The sequence below is a fragment of the Salimicrobium salexigens genome, from assembly GCF_900156705.1.
Classification (GTDB): Bacteria; Bacillota; Bacilli; order Bacillales; family Halobacillaceae; genus Salimicrobium; species Salimicrobium album.
Window position 1 is genome coordinate 97868 of the sequence record NZ_FTOK01000001.1, and the last position, 15480, is coordinate 113347.

12 protein-coding genes are annotated in these 15480 nt (G+C 47.6%); 9 read left to right on the forward strand and 3 right to left on the reverse strand.

The annotated features are described in order from the left end of the window. Window positions 1-75: 75 nt before the first annotated feature. Window positions 76-594 carry a competence protein ComK gene (locus BW931_RS00565; RefSeq protein ID WP_159435651.1) on the forward strand — a complete coding sequence of 173 codons (519 nt, stop codon included), beginning with the start codon at window positions 76-78 and terminating at the stop codon, window positions 592-594. Here BW931_RS00565 and BW931_RS00570 read toward each other — a convergent pair. Continuing rightward, complete coding sequence (locus tag BW931_RS00570; RefSeq protein ID WP_076569114.1) at window positions 539-916, reverse strand: YhjD family protein; 378 nt, start codon at window positions 914-916, stop codon at window positions 539-541. The genes BW931_RS00565 and BW931_RS00570 overlap by 56 nt on opposite strands. A 166-nt stretch (window positions 917-1082) precedes the next feature. Here BW931_RS00570 and BW931_RS00575 point away from each other — a divergent pair, with 166 nt between their 5' ends. From BW931_RS00575 to BW931_RS00600, 6 genes are all read left to right on the forward strand, one after another. Further along, on the forward strand, window positions 1083-1709 hold the full coding sequence (locus tag BW931_RS00575) for a TVP38/TMEM64 family protein (RefSeq protein ID WP_076569116.1): 627 nt from the start codon (window positions 1083-1085) through the stop codon (window positions 1707-1709). Window positions 1710-1762: 53 nt separating this feature from the next. Next, window positions 1763-2302, forward strand: coding sequence for a signal peptidase I (lepB, locus tag BW931_RS00580; RefSeq protein WP_076569118.1), 540 nt, complete (start codon window positions 1763-1765; stop codon window positions 2300-2302). 63 nt (window positions 2303-2365) lie between these two features. Beyond that, entirely contained in the window at window positions 2366-5866 is a 3501-nt protein-coding gene (gene addB / locus BW931_RS00585) for a helicase-exonuclease AddAB subunit AddB (protein ID WP_076569120.1), read from the forward strand. Then, entirely contained in the window at window positions 5859-9560 is a 3702-nt protein-coding gene (addA, locus tag BW931_RS00590; protein ID WP_076569122.1) for a helicase-exonuclease AddAB subunit AddA, read from the forward strand. Before addB ends, addA begins: the two co-directional genes overlap by 8 nt. A gap of 4 nt (window positions 9561-9564) precedes the next feature. Next, complete coding sequence (locus BW931_RS00595) at window positions 9565-9846, forward strand: HNH endonuclease (protein ID WP_076569124.1); 282 nt, start codon at window positions 9565-9567, stop codon at window positions 9844-9846. A 12-nt stretch (window positions 9847-9858) separates the two neighbouring features. Further along, on the forward strand, window positions 9859-11013 hold the full coding sequence (locus tag BW931_RS00600) for a DUF418 domain-containing protein (RefSeq protein ID WP_076569126.1): 1155 nt from the start codon (window positions 9859-9861) through the stop codon (window positions 11011-11013). Window positions 11014-11077: 64 nt separating this feature from the next. Here BW931_RS00600 and BW931_RS00605 read toward each other — a convergent pair whose 3' ends face one another. Then, window positions 11078-12274 (reverse strand): ornithine--oxo-acid transaminase, encoded by a 1197-nt coding sequence (locus BW931_RS00605; protein ID WP_076569128.1) that lies wholly within the window; start codon window positions 12272-12274, stop codon window positions 11078-11080. A 134-nt stretch (window positions 12275-12408) separates the two neighbouring features. Here BW931_RS00605 and BW931_RS00610 point away from each other — a divergent pair, with 134 nt between their 5' ends. Then, window positions 12409-12765: a YisL family protein gene (locus tag BW931_RS00610; protein WP_076569130.1), complete on the forward strand. Its 357-nt coding sequence runs from the start codon at window positions 12409-12411 to the stop codon at window positions 12763-12765. A gap of 370 nt (window positions 12766-13135) precedes the next feature. Next, window positions 13136-14551, forward strand: a complete 1416-nt coding sequence (locus tag BW931_RS00615) for an alpha-amylase family glycosyl hydrolase (protein WP_076569132.1) — start codon at window positions 13136-13138, stop codon at window positions 14549-14551. 50 nt (window positions 14552-14601) lie between these two features. On the opposite strand, the gene BW931_RS00620 is transcribed toward BW931_RS00615, so the two are convergent. Beyond that, window positions 14602-15462, reverse strand: a complete 861-nt coding sequence (locus tag BW931_RS00620) for a DegV family protein (protein ID WP_076569134.1) — start codon at window positions 15460-15462, stop codon at window positions 14602-14604. Between the last annotated feature and the right edge of the window lie 18 nt (window positions 15463-15480).

Genomic DNA, 15480 nt, shown 5'->3' on the forward strand with positions numbered 1-15480 from the left:
CGAAAATAATCTGCTATATTTAAAAAGCAATTACTGTACTCACAAGGAAGGGATATGATAACCGTGAAAGAAACGTTGAAAACTGAATATGAAGTAAACGAACGTACAGTTGCTCTCATCGCCATAGAGGAAGAGGGGAAAATCAGAACGAGGGTGATGGAAGTGGAAGATTCATTTATAGTGGACCTGCCCCCCACGAAAGTGATCGACAACTCCTGTAAGTATTTTGGAAGCAACCTCTCCGGTAGAATTTCCGGCACAAAAGCTATTACGAACTACACACACAAATCCCCCATCGTCATCTCCGGGATGCTGAAGCTCTATTACTTCCCGACCATGTCCCCTTCAAGACTTGAATGCTCCTGGATTTCCCACAGTTTTGTACGTGATTTCGCCCCCGGCCAGACCGATCCCAGAAAAACGAGAGTTCAATTTGTAAACAAATTATGTGAAGAATTACCTGTCTCCCCCGGCGTATTTTCGAACCAGCTGGAACGTACCGCCCAATTCAGGCTCATGTACGAAAAACGATTCACTTCTACTGTGAGACATTCTTTTGTTTCAGAGCCTTCTCCATCAGTTCCCATAAGATGAATTCCACTTTCCTGCGGATAGCCGGATTGAAATAGTTTCTCTTTTCCTCATAACCTGCAGCCATAAAGGAAAAAGTGGTAAAGGCTTCGTGCCTTGAGGTTTCAATAACGTAAACCTGATGTGTATCCATAAATGAACGAAGACGCTTTCTTTCTTCCCTGGCACACACTTCCATTTTACCGAGCAACTCGAGGTAAGGTTCTTTAATCTTGTGGGCGCCATTCGCTATATGCCGCCGGTCCTGTTTTATGACAGTGATCGCCATTGTCAGGAACAGGTAGCGGGAGGCTTTATCAAGTTGTTTTTCTTTCAGGTGAGCCATGCCACGACCTCCTCTCATTCATTGCGAACATGTGTTCTTATGTGGTAGTATATCATAGAACCCCTTCGCTTATGCAATCCAATTTTCGAAAGTGACACGGTAGGCAGAAAAGAAGAATTCCAGTAAAATAAAATTACTATAGATAAACAGAGTAGGATGAACCTTTATGCCAACGCTTGAGGAATTGAAATTGCTAGCTGAAAATGATCAATTGTTCGATTACGCTATACGGCAACTGGAGAGGCTGGAGCGCTTTGGTCCGCTTCCCGGTATAGTTCTGCCTCTTATCGAAGCTTTTCTCCCTGTTTTGCCGCTCATAGTATTTGTAGTTGCCAATGCCGTGGTATACGGTCTTATTAAAGGATTTCTCTACTCATGGATCGGAGCTGTGGCAGGAGCCGTACTTGTCTTTCTTGTAGTACGCGGTCTCGGACGTCGGCGTTTTTTTCGTTTTTTGAGAAAGAACCGTCAGGTAAAACGGGTGATGGTGTGGTTTGAAGAGCACGGATTCGGTCCGCTGTTTCTTCTCATGTGCTTTCCTTTTTCCCCTTCCGCCATCATTAATGTCGTTGCAGGATTGTCCGGAGTGAAGACCAGAGACTTTTTACTGGCTGCTGTACTCGGGAAATCCGTAATGATTTTTTCGATAACGTTCGTCGGTGACAGCATCACCTCTTTTACTTCGAACCCTGTCAAAACTATTGTTGTGCTTATCTGTATCAGTCTTTTCTGGCTCCTCGGTAAATATTTGGAGCAGCGGCTGGCGACACGTGCCAGAAGGAAGAAGGGTTGAACCGGACCTCTCCCGGGTAAATTACCAGTATTAAACCCTTTGGAGGAAACGGAATGAATAAACATAAATATCTGTTTCGTGCGGTCATTCTGGCAGCCCTTGTGGCGTTGGTTTTCCGCACTTTTATCTTCGCAAGTTACATTGTGGACGGGGAGTCGATGGAGCCTACGTTATATGATGGTAATCTTTTAATGGTGAATAAAGTCTCCTACGAATGGACGGAAATACATCGGCAGGACGTCATCGTTTTTCATTACAACGAAAAAGACGACTATGTGAAAAGAGTAATCGGTCTCCCGGGGGATGAGATAGCCGTGAAAGACGACGAATTATACGTTAACGATGAACGGTTGGAAGAAACGTATCTTGATAAGCTGCGTCCGGAAGACGGGGAAGTGTTCACCTCCAGTTTCACGCTCGAAGGAATAACAGGAATACCGACAGTCCCTCCGGGTAAACTCTTTGTTCTCGGGGATAATCGCCGGCACAGCCTGGACAGCCGCAGCTTCGGTTTTATCGATTCAGCTTCGGTGGTCGGAAAAGTGTCAATACGTTACTGGCCGATGTCACAGGTGGGTGTAACATTTCAATGAACTGCCGCTCGGGTGGTTCATTTTCTTATGGTATTGTAAAATAAGGAAAAAGGAGGAAGGCGGATGAGCATCAAGTTTATAACCGGACGTTCGGGAGCCGGAAAAAGCAACTACTTTCTGAGTGAAATCGAAGCGAAATTGCAGGAGGAGCCTGCAGGCCGCCCAATTGTATATCTTGTGCCGGACCAGATGACCTTCCAGCAGGAGTATGCGTTATTAAAACGGGGAAATATCGACGGGGCGACGAGGGCCCATGTGCTCAGTTTTTCCCGTCTCGCCTGGAAAGTGTTTCAGGAAACCGGAGGGGCGACGAGATCTTATATAAGCTCTACGGGAGTACAAATGCTGCTCAGAAAAATCGTAGAGGAGCGCACATCCGATTGGAATGTTTTCCAAAAGGCGATGGAGAAACAGGGGTTTATTCATCAGCTGGAAGAAATGATTACGGAATTCAAAAGATATCGCGTGACTCCTGACACACTTGAATCCCAAATGGAGGCCATGGAAGGGTATGTCCACCGGACCGCTGAAGAAAGGGCGCTGCAGGATAAACTGGAAGACCTTCATTATATCTACAGCCGTCTCACCCACTATATGGAAGGCGTCTACGTGGATGGGGAAGACCAGTTGAAGCTGCTCGGAGAGAAAATACTCCACTCTTCATTTCTTCAGGATGCAGAAGTATACATAGACGGTTTTCACAGCTTCACTCCCCAGGAGTATGAGGTTCTGCGCGAACTCTTCCAGCATGCGGAACGGGTACAGGTCACACTGACACTCGACGAAGAAGACGGAGATCCTGAGGATATCGATCTTTTTGCGGAAACGAAAGAAACCTGTGCCATTCTCAGAGAGCTGGCTGAAGAAGGGGGTGTGGAAGTGGAGGAGACGCTCACCCTTTCGAATGAACAGGGCCGTTTTCTTGATCGTAAAGCATTTCAGCACCTGGAGAATAACTTTGAAGAACGTCCTGCCCCTTCTTTCGAAGGAGACGTACCGATCGGTATTTATGAAGCTGTCCATCCCAGGGCGGAAGTGGAAGGAGCTGCCCAGGAAATCCTCCGGCTCGTCCGGGAAGACGGGTACAGGTACCGCGATATAGCAATTCTCATGCGTGATGCCGGTATGTATCACAGTTTAATCGAAACGATTTTCACCGATTATGGTATACCGGTCTTTCTTGATGAAAAGCGGACGATGCTGAACCACCCGCTCCTGGAACTGATACGTTCCGCACTTGATGTCGTAGAGGGGGGCTGGCGCTATGATGCGGTATTCCGGCTGTTGAAAACCGGTTTTATCCCTTCCGGCGATAAGAAACATCCTCTTAACGAAGAAGCCATTGATGAGTTGGAAAATTATGTTCTCGAATATGGCATCCGTTCGAGGGAGCAATGGAGATCGGCGGAGCCATGGAAATATCAGCGATTTCGGGGTTTTGAACAGGCGGCACAGACGGATGAAGAGAAACAGAAGCAGGATCGCATTAACGCATACCGTCATCAGGTGACAGAAGCCCTCGGGAATCTGGATGACGACCTCCGGGGCAGGAAATCCAATGAAAAGAGGGCGACCGCTCTTTTTGAATGGCTGGACAGAATGGACGTTCCGGGCACGCTTGAAATATGGAGAAGTTTCTATGATGAAAACGGAGAAGTGGAGAAAGGAAGGGAGCAGGAACAGGTATGGGACAGTCTGCTTCAACTTCTCGACGAAATGGTGGAGATGATAGGGGAAGAAACTATGTCCCTTCAGGTATTCCGCCAGGCATTCGAAAGTGGTCTCGATGCCCTTACTTTCGCTCACGTACCTCCAAGTATGGATCATATCATTGTCGGAAGCGTGGACCGTTCCAGATTAAACGGCATCAAAGCCGGATTTCTTCTCGGAGTCAACGAAGGAACGTGGCCAATGAAACCTGCCGGAGACGGAATGATTTCTGAGGAAGACCGGGAACTTCTGTCCCGGCATGGAGTGGAATTAGCGGCCGGAAGTCGCGAAAGACTGCTTTACGACCGTTTCTACATGTACCTTGCAGCAACCATGCCGAGCGGGAAATTGTGGGTAAGTTATCCGCTGAGTGACGAAGAAGGTAAAGCGAAAGCGGCTTCTCCCCTGATCACCCGCATTGAAGAGCTGTTTCCGGCCTGCAGGGAACATGTGCTTCTTCAGGATCCGGACGATCTGGAAGAAGCCGAACGTTTTATCACGACGCCGGTCAAGACGCGATCGGCTCTCACTGCCCAGCTGGCCCGTTATATTAAAGGATACCGGATCCAGGATGCCTGGTGGGGCGTGTTGAACTGGTATATTCAGGCGGAAACGAAAGAGAGCACGACGCGAAGAGTGCTTCACAGCCTGTTTTATAAAAATGAACCCGTTCAACTCCAGCAGGAAACAGCCCGCCGCATGCATAAGAAACAGGTGAAAACGAGTGTTTCCGCCCTGGAATCTTACTACAGCTGCGGATTTCAGCACTTTGCCGGTAAAGGGCTGAATCTGGAAGAACGACGGACGTATAAATTGGACGCCCCTGATATAGGTCAGTTGTTCCACGAGGCTCTTCGGCAGATAACCGACTGGATCGGAAAGGAAGGGAAGCGGTTTTCGGAGCTGGATCGTTCCTCTGCCGAACAGTATGCGCGCCGTGCCACACAGGAACTTGCACCGGTTCTGCAGCATCAGGTGCTCAGGAGTTCGAATCGATACAGGTATATTCAGGAGAAGTTAAGTAAAGTGATTGCCCAGGCAACATATATCCTCGGAGAGCAGGCGAGACGGACGAATTTTGCTCCTGTCGGTCTTGAACTCGGTTTCGGGGAAGTGAAAGATGCAGCCCTTCCGGCTATGAGTCTGGATCTTCCGAACGGCTTCGAACTCATGCTCAGGGGAAGGATTGACCGGGTGGATCAGGCTGTGAATAATGAAGAGATGTTCCTGAGGATCATTGACTACAAGTCAAGTGCAAGAGGTCTGAATCTTTCCGATGTATATTACGGTTTATCGCTGCAGATGCTTATTTATCTCGAAGTTATATTACAGAATGCGAAAGAGTGGCTCGGGATGGAGGCGACTCCTGCAGGTGTACTGTATTTCCATGTCCATAACCCGATGATTACGGGAAAGAAAGTGCTGAATGATGAAGAACTGGAACGAGAAATAGTGAAAAGTTTTAAAATGCAGGGGCTGCTTCTGGAAGATGAAGCCGCTGTCCGTATGATGGATACAGAAACGGATAAAGGTTACAGCCCGGTGGTTCCGGCAGGATTGAAGGAAAAAGGCGGTTTTTATTCCAATTCCAAAGTGGCGGACAGGGGAAGGTTCGAAGCGCTGGACGGTTACGTTCGTAAACTGATGACGCAGGCGGGGATGGATATTACGGAAGGCAATATTCCGCTTAATCCATATCAGAAGAAACAGGAAACGGCATGCCAGTTCTGTTCCTTCCGTTCCGTCTGTCAGTTCGACCCGACTCTTGCAGAGAACCAGTACCGGAAGCTGGCCGACATGAAAGACAGCAAAGTCTGGGAGAAATTGAAAGAAAAGGGGGAAGTCGATGGTTAGCTGGACAAAAGAACAGGAAGAGGCGATTTATAATTCCGGCCATGATATTCTCGTCTCGGCAGCGGCAGGGTCGGGGAAAACAGCGGTTCTTGTAGAAAGAATCATTCAAAAGGTGATTGGCAGGCAGAACCCGGTGGATATCCACTCCCTTCTCGTAGTAACCTTCACGAACGCAGCGGCTCAGGAAATGAGGAACAGGGTGACGGAGGCGCTCGACAAAGCTCTTGAACAGTCGCCGGATTCTATCCACCTGAAAAAACAGCTGTCCCTTGTGCAGAGTGCGTCCATTTCGACACTCCATTCATTCTGTATGGAAGTGATAAGGAAACATGCATATCTCCTGGATATCGATCCTGCCTTCAGAATTGCGGATTCCGTAGAAGCGGATTTAATGAAGCAGGAAGTGCTGGAAGATCTTCTGGAAGACTGGTATGGACGGGAAGGCGAGGAGCGAACCCGTTTTTTTGACCTGGTGGACCGGTTCTCCGGGGACCGTCACGACCTGGATGTAGAGTCGCTTATCCTTCAGATGTACACGTTCTCGGAACAGCATCCGTGGCCGGAAGATTGGCTGGACCAGGTGGCAGAAATGTATAACGTTTCCGTGAATGAAGAGGTGGAAGATCTGCCCTGGTTTGTGCTGCTGAAAAGAGAAGTTCATCATCAGCTTGAAGCTATGGAAAAAGAAGCAGAAGAATTTCTTGAACTTACCCGCAAGCCGGACGGCCCTTATACATACGGGGAAACGGCAGACAAAGATCTCGCTCTTGTACGCGAAGCGAAAGCCAGCCTCGCTACATCCTGGCAGTCGCTTGAGAACTACGTGAAAGAAGCTAAGTTCCCGTCGCTTTCGAGAAAAAAATCAGACGTGACAGAGGATAAGAAAAATGAAGCGAAAGAAATACGGGAAAGATATAAGAAAAGATTCAAACAGATTCAGGAAGAATGGTTTGCACGCCCCCTTGTGAGATATCTTGAAGAAATGGGAGAGTTGTATCCGGTCATCGTTCAGCTGGGAGTTGTAGTGAAAGATTTTAAACAGCGCTACCAGGAAGCGAAGAAAGAGAAAGGGGTAGTCGATTTCTCCGACCTGGAGCATTATGCACTGGATATTTTACGGGATGAAAGTTCACAGCCGGAGCACCTCGTACCTTCGCAGGTGGCGAAAAATTATCAGCGCCAGTTTGCGGAAGTACTCGTAGATGAGTACCAGGACACGAATCTGGTACAGGAGACGCTCCTTAAACTATTGACTGCCGACGACGAGGCAGGAGATTTGTTTATGGTGGGGGATGTGAAACAAAGTATATACCGTTTCCGGCACGCGGAACCTTCCCTGTTTCTCCAGAAGTACAGCCGTTTTCAGGAGAAAGAAGAAGACGGAGAGAGAATAGATCTGGCTAAAAACTTCCGCAGCCGGACCCAGGTGCTCGATGCAACGAACTACCTTTTTCGCCAAATTCTCGACGAAGAGGTCGGGGAGATGGAGTATGAGAAAGAAGCCGAACTGATTTACGGGAACACCTCCTACGACGAATGGTTCAAAGAAGACACGAGTACGGAACTTCTGTTAATTGACCGGGAAGAAGCAGAAGAAGAGCAAGAGGACATGGAAGAAGATTACCGTGATCTGGAAAAGGCGCAGCTTGAAGCCCGGGCTTACGCAGGGAAAATCAGAGAGTGGCTCGGGTACGATGGCAACGAGCCGATGCAGGTAATGGATAAAGAAACAGGTATGCCGAGACCTCTTAAATTCAGAGACATAGTATTTCTCCAACGTTCTATGACGTGGGCACCGGTTATAATGGATGAACTCAAACAGCAGGGGATACCGGTCTACGCAGAGCTTTCCACCGGGTATTTCGAAGCGATTGAAATCCGGGTAATGATCAGCCTGCTGAAGATTATTGATAATCCGAAACAGGATATCCCGCTGGCTTCGGTCCTCAGGTCTCCGATTGTCGGACTGGACGAGGACGAGCTTGCACGCATCCGTCTGGAAGACAAGCGGACAAATTATTATGAAGCTGTTAAATTGTATACTGCTAAAGAAACGGATTCGTTAAGCGGAAAACTGGACCGGTTTCTGGTTATGCTCCATGACTTCCGGGAGCGGGCAAGACAGGAAGCCCTGTCGGAACTGATCTGGTACATTTACCGTGAGACCGGATATTACGATTTCACAGGTGGTATGCCCGGCGGACGGCAGCGTCAGGCGAATCTGCGGGCACTTTATGACCGTGCCCGATCCTATGAGACTACATCTTTCCGCGGGCTGTTCCGTTTCCTGCGTTTCATTGAAAGAATGGAAGAAAGGGGAGACGATCTTGGAGCGGCCCGGGCTCTTGGAGAGCAGGAAGATGTCGTGCGGATTATGACGATCCACAAAAGTAAGGGGCTGGAGTTTCCGGTGGTCATTCTCGGAGGTATTGATAAGCAGTTCAATATGAAAGATCTTAATTCCCGGTATTTACTCCACAAAGATCTCGGTTTCGGGTCGAAATACATCGACCCCGAAAAAAGGCTCACTTACCCGACGATCGCTTATCACGCTTTGCGCGAAAAGAAAAAAAGAGAGATGCTCGCCGAGGAAATGAGAGTGCTCTACGTGGCTCTTACGCGGGCCAAGGAAAAACTGGTGCTTGTCGGAAATGTGGCTTCTTTTCAGGCAAAACAGGAGGAATGGAAGCGGTTTGTCCGCTATGAACCATGGACACTGCCGGCAGCTGACAGGCTGAGCGCGAAATCGTACCTCGACTGGATCGGTCCTTCTCTTGTCCGACATCAGCAGGCCCAGATTCTTACGGCCGGGGAAGTGGAAGTGGCAACTTCTTCCGCCATTCACAAGGATGAATCACAATGGTCTGTCGGAGTCATCCACGGCAGAGAATTAACCGGTACAGCAAAGGAAAGGGAACATCGGGATGATACAGTGAAAGAATCCGTTCTTAAGTGGGCTCCTGTTGATCATGAAATAGAACCGTTCGTTGAGAAAAGATTGGGTTATCGCTATCCTCACGAGCAGGCGGCAAGACGACGCGCTAAACAGACGGTAACAGAAATCAAGAGGAAACAGGAAGTGGATGAATATGCCGATACGACTCTCGTTCTTCCTTACCGGCCTCCGATGAGAAAGAGACCTAAATTTATGCAGCAGGAAAAAGCGCTCACTGCTGCCGAGCGGGGGACGGCTATGCACACCGTGATGCAGCATATTTCTCTAAAACCACATACCCCCCCGGAAGTGGAAGAATTCACCGAAAAACTTATTGCCCGGGAAATAATAACACGTCAGGAAGCAGACGCAATCGATGCCGAAGCCATTTCCCGTTTTTTTGATACAGAAACGGGAAAAACAGTGATCGCCGAACCGGGAGTGGAACGTGAAGCAGCTTTCAACTATATGCTACCTGCAAAAGAAGTATATAACGACTGGGAGGAAGACGATAACGACCGGGTATTTATCCAGGGGATCGTGGATCTTCTCATCCCTTATAAAGATGGATATATTCTGCTTGACTACAAAACGGACAGTCTGAGCGGAAAGGAAACGGAACAAGAGCTTTCTTCCCGTTACCGTACCCAGCTCTCCCTTTACGCAAAAGCGATTGAAGATATAAGAAAAAGGAAAGTGTACAGAAGTGTGCTTTACTTTTTCGATGCAGCAAAAGTTGTGGAGGTGAAAGGGGATTGAAGTGATGGAGGATATTTGTGAGTTGTGCTGGCGCTTCCCGGTAAAAACGACAGAGCACCATCTTATCCCTAAACAGCATGGGGGCGTACACGGACCGACAGCTCAATTATGTACTGCCTGCCATCGTCAGATCCATGCACTTTTTTCCAACCGGGAACTGGCCCGGTTCTATAACCGGATTGAACGGATCCAGGACCACCCTGATATGAAAAAGTATGTGAAATGGGTGCAGAAGCAGGATCCGGCTAAAAGAGTCACTACGAAAAAAGCCAATAGAAGGAAGTAAGGGGGGAAGATTATGTCGAAGGGAGGTCCAATTGCAGAGAAGGAGCGTCTGGAATGGGTGGATGTCGTCAGAGGCCTCGCGATATTCGGTATTTTTATGGTGAACGCTCCGGCGTTTAATGCTCCTTTCTTTCTATATGGAGGAGGAGAGGAGTACTTTTCTTCAGAAATGAGCGGAGTAATCCGGGCGATCATCGATATCTTCTTCCAGGCGAGTTTTTACACGCTTTTTGCTCTTATGTTCGGGTTTGGCCTGCAAATGATGAGAGACCGGCTGGTAGAAAAAGGTGTAAGTTATGAACCCGTTTTACAGCGAAGGATGTTTTTCCTTTTTCTTTTCGGAGTCATTCATGCTTTTCTTATCTGGCATGGAGATATACTGCTCACCTATAGCATTCTTGGGATGATTCTTCTGCTATTTATGAAAGTGAAGAACCGGACACTGCTTCGTTTCGCTTTCGGAATGCTGGCTGCCGTAACGTTACCATTCACTTTACTGCTTTATGCAGCCAGAGATTTCAATGCGGCTATGGTAAACAGGGAAGCTATACAGGAGGCAATGACTAGTTATGGTAACGGGGCGCTAGGGGAGATTTGGGCGCAGAATTTGACGGACTGGTGGTATACGAACAGCCCGGGGAATTGGCCGTTTTTAATCATGAGCATGCTTCCGATGATGCTGTTCGGAATGTACATTGCGAGAAAAAGGTGGCTTCATGAACCGGAGAATTATAGAAATGAAATGCGGAACTGGTGGGTAGTGACCGGTATATTGTTTTTCATATTCAAGGTCGGCCCTTATTTCTTCGGCAGCCCCGGCTGGTTCGATCTGGCTCAGGATAATATCGGCGGGTCCGCCTCGGCTGTGTTCTATGTACTATCTATTACCATGTTGTATAGAGGTTCGGTCAGACGGGCGATACGTCCGCTTAGATGGGTAGGGAGGATGTCGCTTACCAACTATATATTGCAGTCGGTTGTAAGCTTCATCGCTTTTTACTCTGTCGGTTTCGGATTCTACGGGGAAGTGTCGCCGCTGCAGAGTACCGTTTTTGTCCTGATCGTCTTCTTTCTCCAGGTCGTCATAAGCGGATGGTGGCTGAAAAAACACCGGTATGGTCCGGTGGAATGGTTATGGAGAAGAGGGACGTATAAAACTGAAATATAGAGTTTTTCGAGATAAAAAAGCGGCTTCTGTCCGGGACAGAAGCCGTTTCTTCGTTTTCGTGACATTAAACGCTCAGAACCTCTTTGATATGAGAGATAGCCCAGTTCAGATCTTCTTCAGAAATGACCAGAGGTGGAGCGAAACGAATTACGTTTTCGTGCGTTTCTTTACAGAGAAGTCCTTTTTCTTTCAGTTCTTCACAGTATTTACGCGCAGGTTCGGTAAGTTCTACACCGATGAAGAGGCCTTTTCCCCGCACTTCTTTTATGATGGAACTGTCGATGGATTTTAACTCTTCCATCATATGATTGCCAAGTCTAAGCGAGCGGTCGGCTAGATTTTCGTCTTCTATTACCTGGAGAGAAGCGAGAGATACGGCTGATGCAAGCGGGTTACCTCCGAACGTGGACCCATGGGAACCCGGATTGAATACTCCGAGAATATCCTTGTTGGATACTACACAGGAAATAGGGAACACACCGCCGCCGAGGGCTTTACCGAGAATAAGCATATCCGGATTTACGTCTTCCCAGTCACATGCAAACATCTTTCCGGTTCTCGCAAGGCCGGCCTGGATTTCGTCTGCGATAAACAGAACATTTTCTTCATTGCAAAGATCGGATGCTTCTTTCAGGAAACCTTCCGGTGGCATGACGATTCCCGCTTCTCCCTGGATGGGTTCAAGAAGAAAAGCGGCTGTATTATCTGTAATCGCTTCCTGAAGAGCGTCGATGTCGCCGTAAGGGACTAATTTTATCCCTGGGAGAGTAGGACCGAAACCACGTTTGTTATCCTCGTCCGAGGAGAGGGAAACAGCAGCCATCGTCCGTCCGTGGAAGTTACCGGTGCAGGCGATGATCTCCGCATTGTCTTCTTCCACACCTTTTACATCGTAGGCCCAGCGGCGTGCTGCTTTAAGAGCGGTCTCTACGGCTTCAGCCCCTGTATTCATAGGAAGAGCCATTTCTTTATTAGTGATTTTACAGATCTTTTCATACCAGGGGCCTAGCTGGTCGTTATGAAAAGCGCGGGATGTAAGAGTCACCCGGTCGGCCTGGTCTTTCAACGCCTGAATGATTTTAGGGTGGCGGTGTCCCTGGTTAACGGCCGAATAGGCACTAAGCATATCCATATAACGGTTACCTTCCGGATCTTTTACCCATACCCCTTCTGCTTCCGAAATGACTACAGGAAGCGGGTGATAGTTTTTGGCACCATATTCTTGCGTCTGATCAATGATTTGTTGACTGTTACGAGACATACAGGACCTCCTTTGAATCTTTATAACAATACCTTTTCATTATAACAGGTTTTTCTACTGATTTCTCCAGCCGGTTTTCATTGGGAATCGGTCGGGAGAAGTGATACGATAAGTAAAGAAAGGAGGATGATGAAATGACTCATCTACATATTTTTTCATGGGTGCTGGCTTTAGCACTTCTTGCGCTGGTGTCAACGTTTTTAAATTCGGGAAACTTAAAGCCTGCCAAGATTTCTCACATGATTCTACGCTTAGACTATTTACTGATTCTTTATTCCGGAGGGGACCTGTTCGCTTCTTACGCCAGCTACGGTCCGGCAGTTATCATTAAACTTCTGGTCGGAATCTGGGTAATCGCCTCCATAGAGATGGTGGCTGTCAAAAAGAAAAAAGGCAAAAATGTTACGAGCTGGTGGATACAACTTACCATTTCCGTACTATTGGCGCTCTTCCTCGGTTTCGTAATGCTGCCGATGGGTTTATTGCCATAATCGTAAATTCAATAAAAAAGGAGTGGTCCGGACCAGCGGACCACTCCTTTTTTATTGTGATAAGGGGGCAGACACGGGGGAGTGCCTGCTACTATGTTCAAGGTTATGGCGAGGAATCACCCTCACCTGTAATGATAATCATTCTCATTTGTAAAGTCAATGAATTTTTTGAAAATATTTATAGCGGATAGAATTGAATTTCTGCAATAGGTGGAAGAGTTCGAGACATCGAAAAGAGCTGTGAAGAAAGTGTGGACGGTTTACACTCTTTTCAATCTGAAAGAGTATTTATATAAAGATAATAGTTGACGGTAAAGGTGCTGGAAGGATAACCTTTAATAATGATTGAAAATTTGAGGGGGTAGGACAGATGAGAAGAATGACAGGTCTTATGCTCATTCTTTCGTCTCTTCTTTTTTGGGTACTTCCCACACCGGCTACGGCAGAAGAAGGAGAGAATTGGAAAGGTGAAAGTATTTATTACATAACGGTGGACCGTTTCATGAACGGTAAGACCGCTAACGATAAGAACCTGGAGACCGGTAAAGAAAACGGGTATCACGGTGGTGATCTCCAGGGCGTCACAGAGAAACTGGACTATATCAAGGATCTCGGATTTACGACAATCTGGTTATCGCCGCTGATGAGTTCGTCGGACTTTGAAGGATACGAGGTTAAAGATTACAAAAAAGTGGATGAACACTTAGGTACAATGAAAGAAGTCCGGACCCTTACCGAAGAAGCCCATGATCGAGATATGAAAGTGATTATGGATATGCCACTGATGGACATTGACGAAGATCATCCATGGGTGGAGAAAGGTTTCACGGAACGCTCCGGAAACGGGGAGGTTAAGGTGAAGGAAACCGGCGAGGATGTACAAAAAGAAATAAGTTCGATTCTTTCGTACTGGAAACAAGAAGCGGGACTGGACGGCTTCGGTTTTCCGGAAGTGGAAGAGGCCAGTCCGGACTTTTGGCAAAAAACTTTAAGCAATATTACGGATACGGTACTGATCGGCAAGGGGGAAGATTCTTCCTATAGCAAAACAGGTTTTGACATATGGTATGATGAATCGTATCAGGAAGCGATCTCCGAAAGCTTTTCAGGCACAGGTAACATAGAACTGCCGGCTCCTAAGAAAGAGGGCACTACCGCCAGTGCTGTCGATTTTCACGATACGAGGCGTTTTACGACGTTAGCTCAGGAGTCGGGATTTAATCCGGTGACGAGATGGAAACTGGCTCTGACCCAACTGTATACTGATCACGATGTAGCCGTAGTGCAATATGGAACAGCGATTCCGATGGGGGAAAAGCCGGGAATCGGGAATTTACCGATGATGAATTTTGGTGGAACAGACGAAGAAGTAACCAGAAGGATAAATAAGTTGAACGCGATGCAAAATGAGTTCCCGTCGTTTGCGAAAGGTGAAGTGCAGAAAGTGTACAACGAAGGCGGTATGGAAGTATTTAAAATCGACGGGGAGAAAACAATGCTTGTAGCCATAAACAATTCGGAGGAAACGAAAAGCGGCATTGTAACTTCGCTCGGAGACAACAAACAGTTGCGCGGCCTGATGCATGACGGTTTTCTCAGACAGTCAGATGATGGGAAGTACCGGGTAGTGCTGGAACGTGAGACCGCCGATGTGTTCGTCGTGGAAGATTCGGCAGGGATCAACTGGTTATTCGTCGGTTTTGTCGTAAGCGTTATGGCTATTTTCGTCATCTTTGTTATAATGACAATGGTTAGAAACAGAAAACAAAAAATCAACGGACACTGAGCGTCGTGTTCGTTGATTTTTTTACCTTTTGCTCCATAAATGAGGAGTTGTTACCTGTACTCTTCATTTATAAAAAAGAGTGCTATCGTTCCCGGGCCGGCATGGGCTCCGATAGCTGCACCCACCATATCTATATGAATGTCCGCAGGGGAGAATCTTTCTTCGATCATAGAGGCGAGCTGCTTGGCTCTCTCTTCGCTATCTCCGTGACTGATTGCGATACGCTGGCGTTTCAGATCTTTTCCGCGCTCTTCCATCAGTTCAATCATGCGCTTAAATACTTTCTTCTGACCGCGGATCTTCTCAAGGGGCACAAGGTTCCCGTCGTCGACGTGCAGAAGAGGTTTAATTTTAAGAAGACTGCCGACGAAAGCCTCTGCTTTGGTTACCCGACCACCACGCTGAAGGTATGAAAGGTCGTCTACTGTAAATAAATGTTCCATATGTTTGGAGTGGTAGGAAACGAAGGATATAAGATCCCGCAGCGTCGCGTTTTTCCGACTCTCTTCCGCTGCTCTTAGCACGATGAGTCCGTACCCGAGAGAGGCGGCTTTCGTGTCGATTACTGCAAATTTGGCCTTCGGGTATTCTTCTTTCAACTCCTGCTCCACTACTTTTGCCGACTGATAAGTCCCGGAGAGGGCGGAGGAAAAAGCGATGTATAGAAATGGCTGATCGGCGGCAATTTTTTCGGTGAAGAGTTCGCGGAAGTCCTGGGCCGTCACCTGTGACGTCTTCGGAGCTTCCCCTTCTCTCATCGCATCATACACTTCTTTGGGAGAAAGGTCCTGACCATCTTCATGCTCTTTGCCTTTAAGAAGAACTTTCAACGATACGCGATCCACTCCGTATTCGCTCAATGTAGCTTCTGAAAGGTCACTTGCAGAATCGCAGATGATTTGTACGCTCATTTTTTCACCTTCATTCTA

Bases quoted from the DNA above. Each gene is read 5' to 3' on its own strand.
- BW931_RS00570 (WP_076569114.1), bottom strand. From the start codon at position 916: ATGGCTCACCTGAAAGAAAAACAACTTGATAAAGCCTCCCGCTACCTG.
- BW931_RS00575 (WP_076569116.1), top strand. From the start codon at position 1,083: ATGCCAACGCTTGAGGAATTGAAATTGCTAGCTGAAAATGATCAATTG.
- lepB (WP_076569118.1), top strand. From the start codon at position 1,763: ATGAATAAACATAAATATCTGTTTCGTGCGGTCATTCTGGCAGCCCTT.
- addB (WP_076569120.1), top strand. From the start codon at position 2,366: ATGAGCATCAAGTTTATAACCGGACGTTCGGGAGCCGGAAAAAGCAAC.
- addA (WP_076569122.1), top strand. From the start codon at position 5,859: ATGGTTAGCTGGACAAAAGAACAGGAAGAGGCGATTTATAATTCCGGC.
- BW931_RS00595 (WP_076569124.1), top strand. From the start codon at position 9,565: ATGGAGGATATTTGTGAGTTGTGCTGGCGCTTCCCGGTAAAAACGACA.
- BW931_RS00600 (WP_076569126.1), top strand. From the start codon at position 9,859: ATGTCGAAGGGAGGTCCAATTGCAGAGAAGGAGCGTCTGGAATGGGTG.
- BW931_RS00605 (WP_076569128.1), bottom strand. From the start codon at position 12,274: ATGTCTCGTAACAGTCAACAAATCATTGATCAGACGCAAGAATATGGT.
- BW931_RS00610 (WP_076569130.1), top strand. From the start codon at position 12,409: ATGACTCATCTACATATTTTTTCATGGGTGCTGGCTTTAGCACTTCTT.
- BW931_RS00615 (WP_076569132.1), top strand. From the start codon at position 13,136: ATGAGAAGAATGACAGGTCTTATGCTCATTCTTTCGTCTCTTCTTTTT.
- BW931_RS00620 (WP_076569134.1), bottom strand. From the start codon at position 15,462: ATGAGCGTACAAATCATCTGCGATTCTGCAAGTGACCTTTCAGAAGCT.